The following is a 22211-nucleotide window of genomic DNA, read 5'->3' as shown; positions in this document are numbered from 1 at the left end:
CAGTTGGCAGCAAAAAACATCATTTAAAAACTTATCATATTTAATATAATGTACTGCATAATATATAACCTTTTCAAAACTTAACATTGTTATATATTGCGTATGTGAAATAATAACACCGTTAATTGCAAATGTCAACCACAAAATATCCATGCACCACAACAACACCGAACTCAGCACTTTTACTTTATCTGTTTTAATGCTACAATTAACTTAATACTTTTAAACAACACCGGCATACTATATCACTGACTTACATTTAAATACACGACAATCTGTAATTTATATATTGAATATCAATGACACAATAAACATATATTGAGGGGATGAAGGAGAATATATATGAGCACATACATGGAAAATATTTATAATAACAACGAAAATAATAATTTTCAAAGTACTTACAATTCGATAATCAATGAATTGATTAACTTAGAAAATCTTACACCAGACAAAAGCAGAGCAACATTCTTAGAGTCAATTTTCAAACAGCTTTGCACTGTTACAAACAGCAGTGCAGCTTTTATTTTTGAATTATTTAACAAAAATATATATGAACTTAAATTTAAGTATTTGAAAAACGGCTATCATTTATCTGATACTCTGCCTGACATATTTTCGGCAGAAACAATCCCTGACTGGCACAGCCGTTTGTCCACGCGTCAGATAATCATCGAAACAGATATTAAGGACAGTCCTACTGCCATGACTGATGAGAATAATAAACTTCTTAATGCCGGTATAAATTCTGTTATTGCATTTCCTATATCATATGCCGGAAACCTTCTCGGATATATCAGACTTGATGCACCTTCCTTTCCAATTTCGCCTTTCCACCTGATGCTTATGCGTACGATAGGTATGCATCTTGGCAGTATATGGCAAAATATAGATAAGGATTTTCTCCTTATGCAGCGTCAGGACATTATAAATGAAAATAAATCTGAGCTTGAAAAAGAAAAACAGTTTCTTGATGTTTTGTGCCGTGACTATACCTCCGTGTATTATGTCGATCTTGAAAAAAACACTCTGGAACTGCTCAAGCTTGACAGAATTGCAAATGCCGCTAATTTCATTCCGGTTGAAAATCCAAAACCGCTCGACTATACTGAAACAATTAAAATTTACGCTGAAAAATATATAGCATCTGAAAGTATTGATTTCTTTAAGAAAACAATGGATATACAAAATCTTAAAGATGAGCTAAAAAATAAAGAACGATTGGTATTCAGATATCGAAGCGTACCAAATCTTTTAAGGCAACAGTATTTTGAAACTGTCATTGTACGAATTTCACTAACTGTTTCAGACTACAAACTCTTACTCGGTTTCAGACATATTGATGACATTGTGGCGATTGAGCAGAAAAAACAGTTTGAACTTGAACAGGCACTTGCAGAAGCCAATCTTAAAAATGAAGTTATATCTGCACTAAGCCAGATATATTATACAATTTTTCTTATAGACTTGGAAAAAGATACATTTAAAGAAATATCCGGAAAAAGCGGCTCCCATAGACTTGCAGGAAAAACAGGCTGTGCATCCTATGAAATGAACAAATTGTGCAATGAATTTATTGTTCCCGAATACAAAGACAGACTGCTGCAGTTCTTTGATATATCGACACTTGCAAAACGCCTTGAAAATGAGGAAACCATAGCAACAGAGTACCTGACTACTGACAATAACTGGCACACTGCAAGATTTATAGTAAGAAAACGAAACGAAGCAAATACCGTAACGGATGTTTTATATGTCACACAGATAATAAGTGCGAGCAAACGCCGTGAACAAAGCTGGATTTCAATAGCTGAAGAAGCAAACAAAGCAAATGTTGCAAAAACAGAATTTATATCACAGATAGCACACGACATAAGAACACCGATGAATGCAATTATGGGATTTACAGATATAGCCGCAACGCATTTAACCGAACCTGACAAAGTAAAATACAGTCTTGAAAAAATTAAACTTTCAGGCAACTTTTTATTAGAGCTTGTCAATGAAGTTCTCGATATTTCAAAAATAGAAAACGGACAGATGAAAATTACACCAAAGGAAATAAATATCTGTGAAATTTTTGATGAATTTCCTCCATCATTGGAACAGATAAAACTTGGTAAAGACCTTGACATCAAATGTTTTAAACATGATATTTTATATAGTGAATTATTTGCCGACCCACTCCGTATCAAGCAGATATACACAAATATACTATCTAATGCCATAAAATACACTCCTGACGGAGGAAGTATTGTTTTTGAAATGTATCAACAAGAAATACCAGGCAGCAAAAACATACGGCTTATCGCTAAAGTAAGTGACACCGGCATCGGTATGTCAAAAGAATATATTGAAAATATGTATTCAAAATTCACGCGTGAAACTGATTCAAGAATAAATAAAGTTCCCGGATATGGGCTTGGTCTGTCGATTGTTAAATATCTCACTGATATAATGAACGGCAGCATAGATGTTCAGAGCGAACTCGGCAAAGGAACTACTTTCACCGTAACATTGGAACTTCCATATCTTAAGGAGCGTTCAAAAAATGCCACTGAAACTTTGACAATAGAATATTATTCAAAAATCTGCTCCGGAATGAACCTGCTTATAGCGGAAGACAATGAATTAAATTACGAAGTCATATCTGAACTTTTGAAAATGCATGGCATAACCTGTGAACACGCCTCCGACGGTTCTATATGTGTTGAAATGCTTAAAAATTCTAAAAAGCATACCTATGATGCGATACTTATGGATATGCAAATGCCCGTAATGAACGGACTTTACGCAACAACCGCCATAAGAAACATGAATAGTTCCGAAGCTCATACTATTCCTATCATAGCAATGACTGCAAATGCCTTTAAAGAAGATATTGAAAAATGTCTTAATGCCGGCATGAACAAGTATTTATCAAAGCCTGTTGATATTTTCAAACTTTTAAAAGTACTGTCAGAATTTAGAAATTAGAAAAAAAGACCCCACTCACCACTTCTATTGCATAGACCAATAAGTGGTGGGTGGGGACCTATTAAAATAAAACTTTTACCTGATTTTATTTTCCATCTTTATCGTCAGCTTCCTCAAAATATCCACTCGGCATATTCTGTGGATGAACCGTTTTTTCCGATGATACTTCAGCATTATTCGTATTGTCAAAATCATCCGTATCATTTGAATATACAGATTTATTATCCTGATTTTGTGGCTGCGTATTTACTTTTTCATATGGATTTTGGTTCTGTGGCTGCACATTTACCTCTCCATATGGATTTGAACTCTGCGGCTGTACATTCACTTCTCCATATGGATTTGGACTTTGTGACTGTGCATTTACTTTTTCGTATGGATTTGGACTTTGTGACTGTGCATTTACCTCTCCGTATGAATTTGGATTCTGTGGCTGTGCCACAGCCTGCACATTTGCATCAACCATGTTTCTGTAATGTATATCCGCATGAGTGTAAACCTTTTTCTCATGATAATATACAACATTTGTATCACTTAAAATATCGTGAAGTCCTCTTTTTTTCTTGTCAATAGCAATCATGATATATCCTATCGAGAGTATAAGTGCAGACAAAAATCTTCCTACTGTCTCTCTGAATGTCACTTCAAAAAATGTCATTTTTCTATCTTCGGCACTCACCACTCTTATCTGAAAAAGTTTCTTTCCAAGCGTTGAACCCGTAAAATATGTGAGCAGGACAAAGTATGCCGCCTGCATAATGTAAAACAATATATCTTTGATAGAATATTGAAAGATAAAATCCTTTACTAAAAAGTTATCGGGACTTGAAATCGTTGTGACCCATACGGGAATCCTGACGATAAGCATAGCCGCCCAGACAATTACAGTATCAACTATATATGCTGCAAGACGAACAAAAAAGCCTGCATATATACGATTATCCGGTCTATTTTGCATAATATTTAAGCACCCCATTTCCATTGTTTTGAACAATGTCCTCTGCAAGATCAATATCTGACTTAGGAACAATGTCTTTTACTGCACCAAATATACTGCTAAACATTCCTGATAATGAATCCTTTTCAGGTGTATAATAAGTTATGTCCTCCGAAAATCCTACTTCTTTTGCAAATGCTTTCTTTTCGTCTTTGAGAGAGCCAACCTCATCCACGAGATTTATTTCCTTTGCCTGCTTTGCTGAATAGATACGACCATCTGCTATTTTCTTTACTGCCGACTTATCCATCTTTCTGCCATCAGCAACAATTCCCACAAACTGGTCATAAGCTTCATCTACAAGTGACTGTAAGATACCTCTCTGTTCTTTTGTAAGCTCAAGCCCCTGTGAACCCATAGCTTTATTTTTTCCGCTTGTTATATCAATCTCTTTTATACCAAGTTTGTCATAAAGTTTCTTGCAATTTGTAAGTGAAACTATAACGCCGATAGAACCCGTCCAGCAATTCCTGTTTGCATAAATCTTATCTGCCGCCATTGAGATATAATATCCGCCTGAGCAAGCCTGTGATGCAAAATATGCCCATATCGGTCTTTTTGTCTTTTCTTTATATTCCATAAGTTTAAGATACATCTCATCACTCTCATAAACAGCTCCTCCCGGACTGTCAACATAAAGAAGTATTCCCTTATTTTTATCTGACTTTTCCATCTTTTCAATATATTTTAAATAAAAGTCATGATTGTATGTGCTGTCTGATGTAAGACTGTTAGATGAAGAAGCTCCGATTTCCCCCTCAATATTTATGACACCGACAAAATCTTTATTCGGAAGCTCTATATTTGAATCTCCCGAAACTGACGAAAACATATCTTTCACTATACTGCTTGTTTCTGTTTTGTTTTGCTTAATAAGTTTTGAACCTATCACATTTGATGCAACACCTGTGATTCCAACCGCTATTATCACAACTCCGGTAATCACGATGCTGATAATTTGTTTTGTTTTCATAAAATTTTCCTTTCCCTACTAATCTGCAATATGCACTTTCATGCATTTTGTGCACTTTCATGCATTTATTGTATGCAACATGGATAATTTTACCACAATGAAGCTATTCGGTCAAAAAACATAAAATCACTTACACTGTAGTCCTGTAAAATCCGGTTATTTTGTTTAACCGGCAGCTAATGATAAAATTTAAAAAACGGCATCACACTATGTTATGTGCTTTTTCCTATACATTTAAAAAATCCCCCGTTACTGCTATCGCAGTAAAACGGGGGATGATTTGTAACATTCTCTTTTGCACATTTTGAAGTCTTTATTAAACCCATTAATATATGCAATTTAGAGTGTAACAGTTCAGCTACAAAAATATAATCGGTAATATCAGAGCTTGCTCATTCTATAATAATTTGCTATTACACATTATAATGAACCAGCCGGCACTCATATAGACTCACAATTAGTCTGCGTCCGTAACCTCAACTTTAACTTTGTCAAGATGCCAGATTTCTTTTGCATACTCCTCAATAGTTCTATCTGATGAGAATTTACCGCTCTTTGCTGTATTTAACATAGCTGAACGAGCCCACTTCTTCTCATCCTTGTAAGCTGCTTCAACTCTTTCCTGGGCTTCTGCATATGATCTAAAATCTTTAAGGATAAAGTACATGTCAGGTCTGCCGCCCTGTCCGTCAAGAAGTGAATTGTAAATATCTCTAAACTCTTCAAAATTGCCCTGTGAGTATGTCCCGTCTACAAGCTGTGTAAGAACGGCACGGATGTCTGCATCCGAATTGTATATATCTCTTGGATTGTACTGTCCGTTGTGCTCATATGCGATTACCTCATCTGATGAAAGACCGAAGATAAATGCATTTTCCTCGCCAACTTCGTCAACTATCTCAACATTTGCGCCATCCATCGTACCAAGTGTGAGTGCACCGTTTAACATAAACTTCATGTTTCCTGTTCCTGATGCTTCTTTACTTGCTGTTGAAATCTGCTCTGAAACATCTGCTGCCGCAAAGATAATCTCGGCATTTGATACTCTGTAGTTCTCAATAAATACAACCTTAATCTTTCCATTGATTGAAGCATCATTATTGATAACATCACCAACGCTGTTGATAAGCTTAATGATTGATTTTGCTCTCATATATCCTGCCGATGCCTTTGCACCGAATATAAATGTTCTAGGATAGAAGTCCATTCCCGGATTCTGTTTTAATTTATTGTAAAGGTACATTACATGAAGAATATTTAAAAGCTGACGCTTATACTCATGTAAACGCTTTACCTGCACATCAAAGATAGAACGAGGATCTACTTCGATTCCATTATGCTCTTTGATATATTTTGCGAGTCTTACTTTATTCTTATACTTGATATTCATAAACTCTTTCTGGCTGAGTTCATCATCAGCATAAACAGAAAGTTCATTGATATGTTTAAGATTTGTAATCCAGTCATCACCAATCTTATCTGTAATCCACTGTGCAAGCAACGGATTTCCATGAAGTAAAAATCTTCTCTGCGTGATACCATTTGTCTTATTGTTGAACTTCTCAGGCATCATCTCATAGAAATCTTTAAGTTCCTGATGTTTAAGAATCTCAGTATGTAGTTTAGCAACACCATTAACAGAAAAACCTGCTGCTATTGCAAGATGTGCCATCTTAACCTGACCGTCATAAATGATAGCCATTTTCTCAACCTTGCTGTTATCATCAGGATATGCAGCCTGAATCTGAAGTACAAATCTTCTGTTTATTTCTTCAATAATCTGATAAATTCTTGGAAGAAGTCTTGAGAACAGCTCTAAAGGCCATTTTTCAAGTGCTTCTGACATGATTGTATGGTTTGTGTATGCACATGACTTTGTGGTAACATCCCATGCTTCATCCCATGAAAGATTATACTCATCCATAAGGATACGCATAAGCTCTGCAACAGTAACTGTAGGATGTGTATCATTTAACTGGAATACGACTTTTTCATGAATTTTACGAATATCATCATGCTTTTCCATATATTTCATAACTGCACGCTGAATACTTGCAGATACAAAGAAATACTGCTGCTTTAATCTAAGCTCTTTACCTGCCATATGGTTATCATTTGGATAAAGTACCTCGCAGATAGTTCTTGCAAGATTTTCCTGCTCAACTGCTTTCTGATAATCCCCCTTATCAAATGAGTCAAGATTGAATGTATCAATAGGCTCTGCATCCCAAATTCTCAATGTATTTACAACATTATTATTGTAGCCAACGATTGGAAGATCATAAGGAACGGCTCTTACTGACTGATAATTCTCCTGAACAAACTTATCCCTGCCGCACTCATCCTTGCGGATAGCAACATAACCGCCAAACTTAACCTCGACTGCATACTCAGGTCTTTTAATTTCAAATGGATTTCCATATTTGAGCCAGTCATCCGGCTTTTCAAGCTGATAACCATTTTCAATAACCTGCTTAAACATTCCATACTTATAACGGATACCACATCCATATGCCGGATATCCAAGTGTTGACAACGAATCAAGGAAACAAGCTGCAAGTCTTCCAAGACCACCATTTCCAAGTGCAGCATCCGGCTCCTGATCCTCGATCACATCAAGATCCATACCAAGTTCTTCGATAGCATCTTTTATTGCCTGATTTCCTTTTAAGTTAATGATAATGTTTCCTAAAGCTCTACCTGTAAGGAACTCCATTGACAAATAATAAACTGTCTTAACATCCTGTTCCTCATAAGTTCTGTGTGTAGCCATCCACTGATCTACGATAAAATCCTTAACTGCATATGCTACAGCCTGAAACTTCTGCTGATCATCAGCTTCATTGATAGATTTTCTAAATAAAACTTTTAAATAATCCTCGACTTCCTTTTTAAACTCTACCTTGTTCAATTCTTTCATACTATTTACTATCCTCCTGCTTTTACTTCCACAGCCAACTATGTCTGATATTTACTATTATAAACCACAGTCCTCTAAAAATCAACGAAAGCAATTACAACATATAATATCTTTCTGACGCTGATTTTTGATAATTTTTTCGGTTCTTTGTACCTTATTTCCTTAAAAATATACATAAAAAGCATTTTTTATTCATAATATTTTACTAATATAATAAAGTGAGGCAGCCCTATGTTCAATCGAAACAAAACCTCATTTCACCGAATTCAAGTTTATATTTTTCTCCTATCAGCCGCATTATCATCAACTTTTTTGTTTAGCGGATGCAGCAAACAGGATGATTATCCAAAAACTAGGGATATAGATTACACTGTCGTAACTGGTAGCGAAATCCCACAGGAACTCAGAAAAATGATAAGGGAACGCAAAGAAAATGCCTTTGAACTCAGTTTTTCATGTGAGGGAGAACTCTATATAGTAAAAGGCTACGGCAAACAGCTTTCACCTGATTTCAGCATAACCGTCAATGAACTTTATCTTTCAGATAACTATATCGTATTTGACACGGAATTATATGGTCCTAAGCAAAAATCAACTTCTAAAGCCAAGAGTTATCCGTATATTGTAGTTAAAACAGAATATATCAACAAATCTATTGTTTTTAAGTAGTATTATGCAAGTGACAAAATCAGACAGCAATGGAACAATACACGGCATCAGTTGATTTCAAAATGTCTTTTAGCTCCAGCACCCTGGTGTACTCAAACAACAATAAAACATATATCCGCAAATGTAATCTCATCCCTGACACTACACTTTGTTTTTACATTTGCGGCAATTTTTTTGCCATTTATAAAAGTCCCGTTTAAAGAACCTTTATCGGTAACATACAAAAAATTTTCATCTGCCTCAAGTACTGCGTGTATCCTGCTGATATAATTCTGTGGAAATACAACTTCATTTTTTACACTCCTGCCTATATGCACACACTCCTCCATTCCACAGCCAAACGAAACAGACTTCTTTATATCTATGGCTCTTGGAACGAACTCCCTCACCAGCACATCTTTTATATTTCCTCTCACCAGCGTGAATTTTTTACTTCTATCCCGACAGACTTCGCCAACTTGATAATCTTTGCCCGTCATGCAGATTTCACCGTCTTGATAAGACTTTCTATTTTTAAAAATCTTACTATATTTAGAGCTTTTTCCTGCCTTACGGACTTTGCCATCGCTATAATCTTTTCTGTACGAACCTGTTTTATTAACTTTACAGACTTTTTCCTCCACACCGATTATATCAGATTGATAAATTTTATCATTACAGTTATTTCTTTCTCTCCGGCACTCACCGGAAAGTTCCTTTTTCGTCTGCTCCGACTGTATTCTTCTGCCTTTATCTTCCACAGATATTTTGTCTTCACATATCTCACTATTCTTTAAATCATGAATTTTCTTTTTTTCATCTACAAACTCCTCAATGTCACCGATAAAAAAACTATCTGTTGAAACAATTTCATATAATTCATAAATAAATTCCGCCCCCTCCCTGTCCTCATGCTCCACTGCCCTCATAAGTTCTTCCGTCATATCTTTCAACTGTTTTCTATATGAAATATCATGGTCCGGAAAAATACAGAAAGCAAACTCCCTGAACTTTCTTTTAGTATATATAAGCTCCATTTTAAACATAATTGAATCAAATGATATAAGATATTTTTTACAACTTTTTGCAATCTGTATAACCGCAGTATATATACGACACAGCTCATTATACCCAACACTTTTTATATTTATCGCATCTTTCATGGAAATCATATCTTTTATATCATAATACAGACAAAATTTATCATCCATATATCTAATGTCATATGTAAGCACTCCCGGTATCTTGTTATTTTTAAGCATTTTCAGTTCTATCGTTTCATTTTCTGCTGTTTCACTATCCACATCATCAATCTCATACACAATATATGAACCAAATGCACCATCTTTTTTTTCATATTTAACCATAATTTTTATTTTCACCTCCAAAAGCCATTTGCAGCTTTTTACTGCTTAGTATTTTTTCTCCAAAGCATACTTTCCGGTTTCAATTTCAAGCATCTTGTTTTTAAGCAGATTTTGTTTTTCTTTTTCATAAAGTAAACTATAACGGGAATATTCATATTCGCAACAGCATTTGCCTTAGCTGTCACATACTTAATACCAACATTGCAATCCGCATTTTTGACTTTTAGGACTATTAAATTTTTTGATACCTGTTCTTTATAGCCTGTTACGGTATTTACCTTTTTTCCTAACGAACTCTCAGCACCTTTCTCAATCTTTTCTGCTAAATTTTCAGTAACTACATTCCTGCCAGATACATTTTCATTCTGTGCAGCACTCAACACTACTGTCCTTAGATTTTCCTGCAAAACCACTTTATCATGCAGAAAAAAGAGCATATACATGATTGCAAAGACAATACCCAGTATCATTGGAACAATAAAAGCAGCTTCAACCGTGTAATTACCTGATATATCATATTTTTTAACCATTTTTCTTTTTTTGCCTACCTCCTCATATTCAACAGATGTATCTTCTTTCTGATTTACATCCTTACATTTTTCAACAGATATATCTTCTTTCTGATTTGCATCTTTACATTTTTTATAACTTCTCATATTTTTATTATTATAATCAATCTTTTCCAATAACCCTCCCCCTGTCAAACCATAAAGCTGCTTACATATGCCATAAAAATAAACGGTACCAGCGGTATTTCATATTTTTTTTCTTTTCTTTTAACTATCACAAGATATAATGCAGCAAAAAACGCAAACATCACCGACATAAAAATAATGTAAAAAGCTTTTTCCATGCCCACAAAACACACAATACATGAATACAGCAAGGCATCTCCCATGCCGATTGCTCCTTTTGAAACAAAAGATAATGCCGCAAATAAAGCAGCCGCAAACAAACCTGCTGTAATATTATGAATACTGATGTTTTTTTCAATAAATCCACAAATCATAAGCATACAAAAAAATAATATCAGCACTCTTATATCAACCGTTCTTTTTATAATATCCGTTATCATACATATAGCAAGACATAATCCAAGTAATATCGTTACTGCCATATATCTATCCCCTTTCCATACATTTATTGCACTCTGACATTCCTCCTACTTTTGATTTTTTTACCTTTTTTATATTTCTTTTTATTCCTGAACAATGTCCTGACATATGATACCGGTCTCCATAATCTGTTATGTAAATATAAGTCCCTACAGTTTTAGAATGCTTTAAACAATGCTCACATCTTTTGTATTTCCCTCCTGAAAGATTTCTCATTCCGTCAATTTTATCTGCAAAAACTCTCTTTACACTCGGTTTTAAATATGTGCAGTCAGAATGTGTATGATAGACTTTGCCTGTCTCCGTTATATAAACATCTTCATCCCCTGCCGTTTCATCAGTCAGCATACTTTTTCCAGCATACTCACTCACAACCATCTGGTGGTAAAAATTCTGTCCAAACCCTGCCATTCCAAATGGAACTTTCTTTTTGTATTTCATATAACAGACCTTATATCTGCCTTTATCTATCCAGCTTATTATATTTTTACCATTTAAAAACGAAGCTATATTATCTGTAAGCATTCTGATTTTTTCATATGAATATTCAGCTTTGTCCAAATTATTGTCATTGGTATCATGACTGTATATCGCATATCTGTCTGCCGCATCATACAATTTTGCATAATTTTCATTTATTCCAAATAGAATATTAAATTCATACAACAATGAAAACAACACCAGAAAAAATATAGGAACACAAAATGATGCTTCAACCGTAATTGATGCTTTTATATTTTTATCCATATCTGTGACTAACGCTCACCTGCCTTCTAAATTTTTTATACTTCAAATCCTTTCCATACATATTCCATAAAAACGGAAATGCAAATTTCATACTATATGTAATATTGTAATCCGCTGCTACTATACAATCATGGATGCGAAAACTCTCATTATATCTTGTTCTCAAATCATGTTGGATAATATCAAATAGTCTGCTTTTTATTTTTTCTTCCGGAACCACCGCAAGAAATGCAAAAAGATATTCCCTGTAATCTATAAAATTTGCTGTTATCTTTCCATCACTTTCTTGATACTGCCGTGCTTTCTCTCTAAAAAAACCACCTGATACGGTACATATTTCTTCATATTTTATTTTTATATCAGTTGTATTTTTTAACAGTGGAATTTTTTTACCGTCAAGAAGTGCTGCTGTATCTATACATGACTCCTCAAATGCTAAGATTGCAATTATTGCATACTGAACCCCTTTTATGACCGGCTCTATTCCTGTTATTCCTGCTATTGCAGTCGCTGTGGCAAGTGCTTTTGCTTTTATCACTTCATCTTTTGAAATGATTGCAAAATTTATAAGCATACGCATAGAAATTATCCTATTTATAACTCCAGTCAGATTATCCCTTTCGTTTTCTTTTCCGCATATCAGATATTCCATACCATAATCAACTGCACTTGCAGAACTCTTTGCATAAGATGTAAGTTTCTTTTCCGCATAAATCATCTCTGACAATTTATTTGTTCCACAGCTTCCTATAGCCTTAAAGTCAGTATCCTGCATATCAGTGTTTGAGAATATATTTTTTAAAAATGAACCGGCACTCTCATAACCCTCTGTTTTCTCATGTTTTTTTGATTTTGAAATTTTCTTCTCTCCATCTTCCGATAAAACATTTTTTCCAGCTTTATTCTCTCCACCGCCTTTCAATAAAACATTTTTTCTGACTTTATTTGTTTCACTGCCTTCCAATAAAACGTTTTTTCCAGCTTTATTCTTTTTACTTCTTTCTGATAAAACATTTTCTTTAACTTTTTTTTCTTCACTGACATAACCATCTTCTACAAGTGCTTTTTCTATGCTCTCATTTGAAACTTCAGAAATATCACACACCAGCGAAAGATAACCATTCTGTACCAGTTCCTTAAACATTTCTAATGGGTTTCCAATATCCGCATCTTCCATGTCATTTCTTTTTTTATCGGCTTTATCCTTTTGGGCTTCTGTTTTATCGTTTTTCTCAGATTTATTTCCATCTTTATCCGAATTTTCAATCTCTGTTTTTCCTTGCTTTTCATCACTCCCCTTTTCATTCTTATCAGCATATTTTTCCTTATATTTTCCCGTTTCATAACTGTCTGCATCATCAAGTTTTTTATAAACTTCCTTTTCATCATATGTACCATCCTCAGAATGTTTATTTTTTATCTTGTCTGCAATTTCATCGACAGTATCATTCACAAGACACGCCTTTATCTGCCTGTCCCAATTATCACCATCTTTAAATCCCTGACTTTTTTCAGTCTTTACAGCTATACTTTTTATTTTATATATGTCCGTATATGTCAACAACGCATTTTCCGGCTTTACGCAAAGATTTTTTTTAACAATTTCCCTAAATTCCTGACACATATCATCGTAATCAATCCCATTATAACCACCATATCCAAACAAGCCATACTCCTTATAAAGTTCCAGATTATAATCACCAAATAAGGTCTTTTCTGCACTCAACGATGCATTTTTCATATAGCCTGTTGAAGATATGATTCTTGTATTTTCAAATATAGCAAGTATGAGACTTAATATAATCATAAAAATAAAGGTCATAAAAACGGTTATGCTTCCCTGTGCTGTTAATTTTTTCTTATTCATCAAGTTCAATATCTTCATTTATCGTTTCCGAATCCTCATTTATATTTGAAAATGCACTGCTTACAATACCTGTTATCTGTTTTCTAAATATAACCACCAGCATTATAAGCACTACAAGAATAAGAATAATCTCAACCACACCTATTCCATCTTCCTCATAAATCAAATCTCTTAAATCGTTCTTTCTTATCATAATTTTTTCCTCTCTTTCTCTACAATGTACTCTCGTCATCTCCTTAAAACGAGTCATTTCGACTAGATTTCAAATATACTGTTTCCATTTTCTTGTCGCACACACCGTGTACGCATACATACTTTGTATGTATTGCGAAAATGTCATTGTATCTCAAAAATTCATCTCAAAATTCTTCGTCCAGAAGATTTTGAGAGTACATTACATACCTGCAAAAGCAGCGTACATTATTATTGCAAATATTATCACCATCATTATCATCATGGGAAGAAGAAGCTTTGTTCCTGCTTCCTCTCCAAGTATTTTGACATTCTCCTTTCTCTCGTTAAATACATCTGCGGATTCATACTCCAAAATCCTTATCAGGTCTGCGGTTCCTTTTTTCATATTTTGCACAAGTAATGTGCAAAACTTCATATAGCTTAAAAGTCCTATCCTCCTCCCGAACAGCTCATATGCCTTTTCTTCACTAAGTCCATTTTCCATCTGCCTTCTTGTCAGAAGCATTTCTTCTATAAGATAATAATTATCCCGATAATTCTTACTCAAATAATTTTTATCAGTATAATTATTAGCTTTTGATTTCTCACCCTCTGTTTCCGTTATACGAATCCACGCATTTTTTACCGGTAATCCTGCATTTACCAGCAATACAAACTTTTCTATCATCTCAGGATATGCAAGTTTTAACTGCTTTTCCCTGTCTGACACTTTACTTTTTGTCATGCTTTCAAGTAAATATGGAACAACAATAAACATAACTGCCATAATTGCCGTAAGTTTCCACAAAGGCTCATATCTATTTATGCCATATTTGATTTTTTTCCCTGCGACTTTTTCAGGAAGTTTAAAATATCTCAGACTTTTTGTTTTTTCCATAGCATCTGAAAGAAGTTTATCCAACTCGTCCCATATACTTTGTTCGTTTCCTTTTTTTACTGGAGTTACAATAACATTAAACCTTAATTTTTCCTTGAATGCCTCATATTTTATAACAGCCGTAAGTCCGACCTGCTGCGGCTTACTTATCCTGCTGCCATATACTTTTCCCTGTTCCGATATAATTTTCTCATCATCAGAAAACCACGACACCACAAACATACTTCCTTTAACTTTTTTCATAAGATACAGATTTTTACAGACTTTATCAGAGGATTTATTTTTTCCAAGATAATGTGCATAAATATATTTTTTTACCTTTTCTGACTGTATCTTAATTTCCTCGTCACTATATTTTCTCTCTGGTAATGTTATATCTAATTCTTTTTCTAACCCACCTATTTTTGTCTCTACCTTTATCTCTTTTTGTTCGCCACCAATGTCATTTTTCTCAATATAATAACCGCAAACCAGTTCCCGGTCATTCTGACATGATAACAATGTCACCAAAAACAATACCTGACATATTCCAAGCATATATAAAAATACCGATATATGTTTTATGTAATAATCCCGTTTTATATCATCATCACTTTTTCCAACATACAATTTTCTGTATCTTTTTAAGGATTCTTCCTTTAACTCCATATGAAGTCTATTCTGCAAAATACTTAAAATCCTTTTTGCCGCCGGTAGTATAAAATTATATGTTTTATCAGTTTCAGCCCGCATTTCCTTTTTATTTAAAAACCATTCATAAAGCAGAAATGCAAAATATAAACATAATACTCCGACACTAACACCAAATAAAATAATATCCCTCAACATACCCCTCCTTCTTATTTGTAGATTTAAATCTTGTCCTAATCAATGCTGCAGCCTGCCATCTGCAGCCAGGCGGATATTCACAATCCACTCTGCCATTTCCCTGATAGCGTTAAATTTTTATATTTGCTATCTTATTGCTGAGCATACAGCCGAATATGTATATCAAAAACAATATTGTCATAAAAATATGCCCGCCCACCGTATAAAGGCAATCCAAAAAACCTGGTGAGGTTATCCAGAAATATACGATTATCAAAAGCGGTACTACATTCATTATCCTGCTTTCCATCTTTTTTGCCGCTATCATTGTTTTTATCTCCCTATTGACTTCTATCTTACTGCTTATCTTATCTGCCGTAGATTTAACTATTTCAACCATATTTCCACCTGTTTTCTGTGCAATACAAAATATATCCGAAAAGCACTTTATATCCTCAACATCACACTCTGATGCAAACTCCGATATTGCCTTTTCTATAGGAATACTGTTTTCTACGGATAAAATCATTCTGTCTACCTCAGGCAAAAGCAGCGATTTTTTCCCATACAATAATTCTATGTCTTTTCTTGACTCCCTTATGGAATTTTCAATAGAATAACCCGCTGAAAGAGCAGCCGACACACTCAACATCATTTCCTTAAATTCAAGATTTACATTCCATTTCCAGTGTTCATTATTTCTTTTTATTTCAACTTTTATATTAAGCCACCCATATATAACAGATATGAATAAACATATGATAACTGACTTGTAAAATAACATTGATACCAAAAACATCTTTCCAAATCCACAAAAAAAGTATTTTATCAACTTTGTTTTATCTGATTTGAATAAATTTATAACTCTATCCCGGCTCTTTGAAGCTTTTCCGTGTGGATAAGCCCCTTTTCTCTCCTGCATAAACTTCCTTTCACCCTCCCGTCTTTATCCTCACCTTCCTCAACGAACTCAAATAAAGTCTGAAGCTTTATCCTGTCCCCATCCATGCCAACAATCTCTGCTATCTCTAAAACCTTTCTGGTCTTATCACGAATCCTCCCAAGATGGATTATTATGTCAAGTGCAGATGCTATTTGATTTCTTATTGCCATCACCGGTATATCCATTCCTGACAATACCAATGTTTCCAATCTTGAAAGCATATCCTTTGAACTGTTTGCATGACCGGTGCAAAGACTTCCGTCATGACCGGTGTTCATTATGTTTAGCAGTTCACACGCCGCAGCATCTCTTATCTCGCCCAAGATTATTCTGTCAGGCCGCATCCTCAACGATGACTTTAAGAGGTCTCTTATTGTTACCGCATTTTTGCCCTCAACATTTGCATTTCTTACTTCCAGCCTTACAAGATTTTGTATATTTCTTATCTGAAGCTCTGCCGCATCTTCTATCGTGATTATCCTTTCATCTTTTGGAATATAATCTGACAGTGCATTTAAAAATGTTGTTTTGCCACTGCCTGTTCCTCCACTTATAAAAATGTTGTATCCCGCTTTCACAAGCTTTTCCAAAAAGTTCGCTGCATCTTTTGTAAGTGAGCCAATCTCTATAAGCTTCTCCATTGTCATTGGACTCTCCGGAAATTTTCTTATAGTTACAACAGGTCCGCTAAGGCTTACAGGCGGCAGTACAACATTCACTCTTGAACCGTCAACAAGCCTGAAATCTACAATAGGACTTGTCTCATTCACAACCCTGTTTACCTTTGATACTATCTGCTGGATAACATCTTCAAGTTTATTAACATCTACAAACTTTTCCGGATACCTGCTTATCCTGCCATTCTTTTCAATAAAAATATTATCGCAGCCGTTCACCATAATCTCAGTAATATCAGGATTATCTACAAGTTCCTGAAGTACATCCATTCCGCGTATTGAATTAAAAATTCCTCTGACAAGTATTTCCTTATCATTCTGTGATATGTATGTACTATGGCTTTTTTCAAATACCCGTTCCTCTATCAATTCATATAATTCTTCATCACTGCACTCCCCTCCATCAATCATTTTTTCAACAAGTTCCCTATAAATCTCTGTTTTTATTTTGCTTATATTCTCCATATATCCACTTACAATCCATGTTTTTACTCTGATTATACTGTCAATGTTTTTACCTTAAATCAGAATTTTTGTCGTAACAGTTCAGCCTGTTACTTTTTGTCAGTTATTTAAAATTTTTTATTGCTCATATTTTTAACTTTTAATCAGGAAGTTCCTCTCTTTTTTGCTCAATCAATCACTGATTTTTCTGATGCATAAAACATAATATTATCAAGACTCCCTGCCAGACCATCACGCATCAGCGTCTTTTCAAAAGAACTAAATCTCTGCCTGTCAATCTCATCCTGCACAGCAGAAAAATACAATTTATCACACCTTTGCATCAACTCAATAAATGTTTCATTGAGATAACCTATTACAAAAATAATCGTTTCATACTCCATCTGACCTGAAAGAATACTGATAAACTCCTCTACTCCCTCAATATCAAAGTATTTAAGATCTCTGTAATCTTCCACCGAATATATACAATCCACGCCACCTCTGTGACATATTATAGACTGTAATTTTAGGGCAAGCTTACTGCCCTTTTTATTCAGATAATATATGACTTCTGACATTCCTCTTACATATGAAGTTTCATAAGTCATATTCTCTCCCTCATATGAAAAAAACTGTTCACACATATTGTTTTCCAGCCTTAATGCACCATCAAGACCGTTTAACTGGTCAAGACATACAAGAAGTGTCTTTTTTACTTTTGCCGTCTTTATCGCAAGATCAACACCATATTTCAATGCCAGATTTACGCTGTCTGACGAATACACTCCTATTAACTCCGTATTGATTTTGACCGGATTTTTCTTGTTTTCTTCCAATCGGATTTTCTCATCATCAGCTATATTTTCAAGCACCTCATTAATAATATTTTCTACCGACTGATACTTAAACACAACCGGATATTTTTCACCCTCCATGACATAATTTCCTTCTGACAAAACAATTATCTTACCAATTTCTTTTGTATTTTTAATCTCATCAACATACTCCTGACCCAAAAGCAATACATCCAGCTTTCCCTTTTTTACAAATTCTGAAATTTTGTCAAACACTGTAAATATCCTGAAATCTATACAATTATTTTTATTATTGCAAAAGTATTCTGCAAACCTCTCTGAATACACCGTCTTATCATATAGACCTATTACTACTTTCTCCAAACTATCCCTCCTCTTACAATAAGTTTGTCTTTGTCTGCCTGAAAAACAACTTACAAACTCAATTTTTTAACAAATACAACAACACTAAAAAATATGCTGCTGCCGTCAATGGTGCCATGCGGATAATCACTGCTCTTTCTGACTTATCCGCTGCAAAATAATGCCCGGTACCACAAACACCATATAACAGATAATTTTTTAATTCAAAAAATCTGTTTAGCAAATACGGATACTTTAAAACACGATATACCGCCGCGACTCCTGCAAACATAATAGTGAGTGCAGCTACTTTTATACCAAAAATAAATCCGTAGAATCCTGTAATCATACAAAATAATTTTATATCTCCTGCCCCTATTCCCCGCAGCTTAAACACCGGTAGAAATATCAGACATATTAAAGTCATATCTTTTATCCCACGCATTGCATACAAAAATCCATCAAAATACACTTTGTATATAACCGACAAAATTATTGCCGGAATCACTATACAATTACTTATTCTGTTTCTTTTCATATCATCAATTCCTGCCATTAAAAGCATACTGCACACAAATATTTCTCTCATGTCTTTCACCTCCTCCATTTGCGTGGGCTAACTTTAACATCACACAAAATGTATGTCAACACCCCCTGTTTTTATCTAAAATCGCCAAAATTTCATCTTTATTTTTGTTAATATCTGACTAAAAATTTTCTTAGTTTGTTATTTATTCTGCACAACATCTGCCTCACTCCTAAGGCAAAAATTTCGTTAAACTTTTTTTAATTTTTTTGATATGATACTTCACTGTATTTTGTAATCACGTCATCTTCTCTTTTCTAAAGACTTAAATTTTAATTTGTCGTTTTTTAAGGGAAAATGACAAAAAATTTTTTTAACTTTTTTATAAAATTGCATATTTTTTCCAACCCTTGTCTATACTTATTTATAAATGATATTAGAGTCAAATAATGAGAAAGGAATTTTTATGATTTTTTCAAACAAAAAAAGAAACCCTCCCAAAAGAGAAGAGTTCCTTAAAAATGCACTAAAAGAGACACAAAAAAGCTTTGAAAATGCTTACAAAGGACTCGAAAGTGTAGATGACCCGGACCTTATAGACCTTTTTATATATGAAATAAATGCTGCAAACCTCAGATACAAAGTGCTGCTTCGTGACATAAAAAACTCTGACACTGGCAACACATAAACCATCAGTGCAGTAAATCCATAAATTTATCCAAAAAATTACAACATAGTCAAACTGAAATAGGATACACCTGTCATATGATAAAATATATTAAAATCATATTCTTCCCCGCATTGTCTGAAACACACCATAAAGATCAATGCCGCCGTAACCACATATCCTGTTTGGGACTTCCACCCCCGTGTTTATCGTACCACGGATAAGATATTTCTTGACGGACACGGTGTCCATCGTTATGTCATTTTTTCTTATTATCCCCCATTCCATCAAAAGTGCTGCTGCCCCGGCTGTTATTGCCGTAGCGGCACTTGAACCGCTCATATAACCATATCTTGCCAATGACACATCACCTTTTTGTGTCCTGTCTGTAATGACACTTGCCATCGGTCCAAATATGTCTATTCCCGGACTGCATATATCGGGTTTTATATATCCAGACCTTGTGTAGCCACGGCTTGAGTCTGCAACGGCACTAGTCGTATATGAATTATAGTAGGCATTTGACAATATAGCTATATTGTTTGCCGGATTGCATATCGTCACATCAGGGTCACTTTCAAGAAAATAAGTTTCATCAGTTATAAAATTTTTTATCGGCAGCCACATATCAAAGAAACCATCACCCCGATTGTCATTGAAAACCCTTATTTTCCATAACCCCGGTTCAACTGAGCTGAATCTTAGCCTTACACACTCGTCACCACTCTCATATGCCGTTATCAGATAATCTATGTCAACCACTGTTTTTTCAAGTACAAACCTTATCCTGTGCTGCTCACCGAGTTTTGCCGTTGTCTTTCCGCTATATTCACCGCTTGGAGATATGATACCTATCGCATAAAGATTTGGTGCATCTCCCCACAACTCTATCGTAAATCCATCATCACTTCCCGTCCGCAGTTCGACCTCAACATCCTGCCCCGACCTGAGCAGTCCGCTCCTATAATGATGTCCGGCATTAGCTTCATTTCCACACGCAGCCACCGCACACACACCGCTGTAATTTCCTCTACTTTCGAGATATTCTCCAAGACATCCTCCTCTCTCATGCCCTCCTATATTTGTTCCTATTCCAAAGCATATGATAAGCGGTTTTTCGGCTTTTACTGCAGTCTGCCACAAATATTTTATGCCAAGCATTATATCCTGCTCACCGAAGACTACTTTATCACCGCCTATGCGGAAATATCTTTTAAGACCGTCTTTTGCTTCACGGCACTTAACGACGCATATATCGGCAAGCGGGGCAACCCCCGAAAAATTTCTCTCATCAATCTTATTGCCACAGGCAACCCCTGCAAGAAATGTTCCATGTCCGTTTGTGTCTACACTCGGAACTATGTTTTTAGGATTATCAGACATAAGTGCTTCATTAATATTACTTCTTAAATATTCTGCCCCGAACAAAAATCCGTCGGGAATTCTGCCGCTTTTCATATTTTCAATGGGTATTGTCTGATCCCATATTGAATATATCCTGCTTGTTCCGTCAGCATTTAAAAAAGCGGGGTGACCGTAGTCTATCCCCGCTGGTGTGCGAATAAAAATATTATTATTTGCCCTGACCGTAATATGCGTTAGCACCGTGTTTACGATAGTAATGCTTGTCCTGAAGCTCCTGTGGTGCAGGCTGGATTCTAGGATTGATAGTCTCAGCACGATATGCCATCTTTCCGACTTCCTCAAGAACTACTGCATTGTGAACTGCCTCGTGAGCATCTTTGCCCCATGCAAATGGTCCATGGTTTTTGCAAAGAACAGCAGGAACAGCTACAGGATCAAGATTTCTTGCATTGAACTCGCTAACGATAAGTTTTCCCGTATTCTCTTCATATGCATCCTCAATCTCGTCCTTTGTAAGACAGCGTACACATGGAACTTCACCATAAATATAATCAGCGTGTGTTGTTCCATAGCATGGAATTGATCTTCCTGCCTGTGCCCAGCTTGTAGCATATGATGAGTGAGTATGTACGACTCCTCCGATGTCCTTGAATGCTTTGTAAAGCTCTACATGAGTTGCCGTATCTGATGACGGATTATATTTTCCTTCAACTTTGTTTCCGTTGAGGTCAACAAGCACCATATCTTCAGGTGTAAGCTTGTCATATTCAACACCACTTGGCTTGATAGCAAAAATTCCACTCTCTCTGTCAATCTCACTTACATTTCCCCAGGTAAATGTTACAAGACCGTACTTTGGTAAAAGCATATTTGCCTCATAAACTCTTTTCTTTAATTCCTCTAACATATTTTTCCTCCTTCTCAGTGAAAATTTTTAATA

At 35.1% G+C, this 22211-nt stretch carries 19 protein-coding genes; 3 read left to right on the top strand and 16 right to left on the bottom strand.

Going from position 1 to position 22211, the window contains the following annotated elements; all coding sequences use genetic code 11:
* Nucleotides 1-342 precede the first annotated feature (342 nt).
* Complete coding sequence (locus tag DW721_RS11170; protein WP_243036000.1) at nucleotides 343-2976, top strand: ATP-binding protein; 2634 nt, start codon at nucleotides 343-345, stop codon at nucleotides 2974-2976.
* A gap of 85 nt (nucleotides 2977-3061) precedes the next feature.
* On the opposite strand, the gene DW721_RS11165 is transcribed toward DW721_RS11170, so the two are convergent.
* The 3 genes from DW721_RS11165 to DW721_RS11155 all read right to left on the bottom strand — a co-directional run bounded on the left by DW721_RS11165 (nucleotide 3062) and on the right by DW721_RS11155 (nucleotide 7866).
* On the bottom strand, nucleotides 3062-3934 hold the full coding sequence (locus tag DW721_RS11165) for an RDD family protein (RefSeq protein ID WP_243035999.1): 873 nt from the start codon (nucleotides 3932-3934) through the stop codon (nucleotides 3062-3064).
* The gene (gene sppA, locus DW721_RS11160; protein ID WP_118745805.1) at nucleotides 3924-4946 is read right to left on the bottom strand and encodes a signal peptide peptidase SppA; all 1023 of its coding nucleotides are present in this window, start codon (nucleotides 4944-4946) and stop codon (nucleotides 3924-3926) included. Before sppA ends, DW721_RS11165 begins: the two co-directional genes overlap by 11 nt.
* Nucleotides 4947-5403: 457 nt before the next feature.
* Nucleotides 5404-7866, bottom strand: a complete 2463-nt coding sequence (locus tag DW721_RS11155; RefSeq protein WP_118498805.1) for a glycogen/starch/alpha-glucan phosphorylase — start codon at nucleotides 7864-7866, stop codon at nucleotides 5404-5406.
* Between the two features lie 231 nt (nucleotides 7867-8097).
* Between DW721_RS11155 and DW721_RS11150 the strand changes: the two genes are divergently transcribed.
* Entirely contained in the window at nucleotides 8098-8535 is a 438-nt protein-coding gene (locus DW721_RS11150) for a protease complex subunit PrcB family protein (RefSeq protein WP_022014542.1), read from the top strand.
* 92 nt (nucleotides 8536-8627) lie between these two features.
* On the opposite strand, the gene DW721_RS11145 is transcribed toward DW721_RS11150, so the two are convergent.
* The 11 genes from DW721_RS11145 to DW721_RS11095 form a co-directional block, all read right to left on the bottom strand.
* Nucleotides 8628-9881, bottom strand: coding sequence for a DUF6382 domain-containing protein (locus tag DW721_RS11145; RefSeq protein WP_118745804.1), 1254 nt, complete (start codon nucleotides 9879-9881; stop codon nucleotides 8628-8630).
* A 38-nt stretch (nucleotides 9882-9919) separates the two neighbouring features.
* Entirely contained in the window at nucleotides 9920-10567 is a 648-nt protein-coding gene (locus tag DW721_RS11140; RefSeq protein ID WP_118745803.1) for a hypothetical protein, read from the bottom strand.
* A gap of 14 nt (nucleotides 10568-10581) precedes the next feature.
* Entirely contained in the window at nucleotides 10582-10998 is a 417-nt protein-coding gene (locus tag DW721_RS11135; RefSeq protein ID WP_022014539.1) for a prepilin peptidase, read from the bottom strand.
* A gap of 4 nt (nucleotides 10999-11002) precedes the next feature.
* Nucleotides 11003-11743, bottom strand: a complete 741-nt coding sequence (locus DW721_RS11130) for a hypothetical protein (RefSeq protein WP_118745802.1) — start codon at nucleotides 11741-11743, stop codon at nucleotides 11003-11005.
* A complete protein-coding gene (locus tag DW721_RS11125; protein WP_147355403.1) occupies nucleotides 11736-13628 on the bottom strand; it encodes a DUF5702 domain-containing protein in 1893 nt (630 codons plus the stop codon). Before DW721_RS11125 ends, DW721_RS11130 begins: the two co-directional genes overlap by 8 nt.
* Nucleotides 13603-13803: a Flp1 family type IVb pilin gene (locus DW721_RS11120; protein ID WP_022014535.1), complete on the bottom strand. Its 201-nt coding sequence runs from the start codon at nucleotides 13801-13803 to the stop codon at nucleotides 13603-13605. The genes DW721_RS11125 and DW721_RS11120 overlap by 26 nt, the downstream gene beginning before the upstream one ends.
* Nucleotides 13804-14004: 201 nt before the next feature.
* Nucleotides 14005-15507, bottom strand: coding sequence for an immunoglobulin-like domain-containing protein (locus DW721_RS11115; RefSeq protein WP_118745800.1), 1503 nt, complete (start codon nucleotides 15505-15507; stop codon nucleotides 14005-14007).
* Between the two features lie 112 nt (nucleotides 15508-15619).
* Nucleotides 15620-16411 (bottom strand): type II secretion system F family protein, encoded by a 792-nt coding sequence (locus tag DW721_RS11110; protein WP_118745799.1) that lies wholly within the window; start codon nucleotides 16409-16411, stop codon nucleotides 15620-15622.
* Nucleotides 16348-17574 carry a CpaF family protein gene (locus DW721_RS11105; protein WP_118745798.1) on the bottom strand — a complete coding sequence of 409 codons (1227 nt, stop codon included), beginning with the start codon at nucleotides 17572-17574 and terminating at the stop codon, nucleotides 16348-16350. Before DW721_RS11105 ends, DW721_RS11110 begins: the two co-directional genes overlap by 64 nt.
* A 167-nt stretch (nucleotides 17575-17741) precedes the next feature.
* A complete protein-coding gene (locus tag DW721_RS11100; RefSeq protein WP_118745797.1) occupies nucleotides 17742-18734 on the bottom strand; it encodes a hypothetical protein in 993 nt (330 codons plus the stop codon).
* Nucleotides 18735-18792: 58 nt separating this feature from the next.
* Nucleotides 18793-19302 carry an A24 family peptidase gene (locus DW721_RS11095; protein WP_182436305.1) on the bottom strand — a complete coding sequence of 170 codons (510 nt, stop codon included), beginning with the start codon at nucleotides 19300-19302 and terminating at the stop codon, nucleotides 18793-18795.
* Between the two features lie 403 nt (nucleotides 19303-19705).
* On the opposite strand from DW721_RS11095, the gene DW721_RS11090 reads away from it, so the two are divergent.
* A complete protein-coding gene (locus DW721_RS11090; protein ID WP_022014529.1) occupies nucleotides 19706-19927 on the top strand; it encodes a DUF2508 family protein in 222 nt (73 codons plus the stop codon).
* A gap of 96 nt (nucleotides 19928-20023) precedes the next feature.
* On the opposite strand, the gene DW721_RS11085 is transcribed toward DW721_RS11090, so the two are convergent.
* Together DW721_RS11085 and DW721_RS11080 are read right to left on the bottom strand one after the other, a co-directional pair.
* Nucleotides 20024-21511 (bottom strand): S8 family peptidase, encoded by a 1488-nt coding sequence (locus tag DW721_RS11085; RefSeq protein ID WP_182436304.1) that lies wholly within the window; start codon nucleotides 21509-21511, stop codon nucleotides 20024-20026.
* On the bottom strand, nucleotides 21480-22178 hold the full coding sequence (locus tag DW721_RS11080; protein WP_022014527.1) for an L-ribulose-5-phosphate 4-epimerase: 699 nt from the start codon (nucleotides 22176-22178) through the stop codon (nucleotides 21480-21482). Before DW721_RS11080 ends, DW721_RS11085 begins: the two co-directional genes overlap by 32 nt.
* Nucleotides 22179-22211: the final 33 nt, after the last annotated feature.

The sequence above is a fragment of the Clostridium sp. AM27-31LB genome (assembly GCF_003480745.1).
Lineage (GTDB): Bacteria > Bacillota > Clostridia > Lachnospirales > Lachnospiraceae > Butyribacter > Butyribacter intestini.
This window is presented reverse-complemented; position numbering and strand designations above follow the sequence as displayed.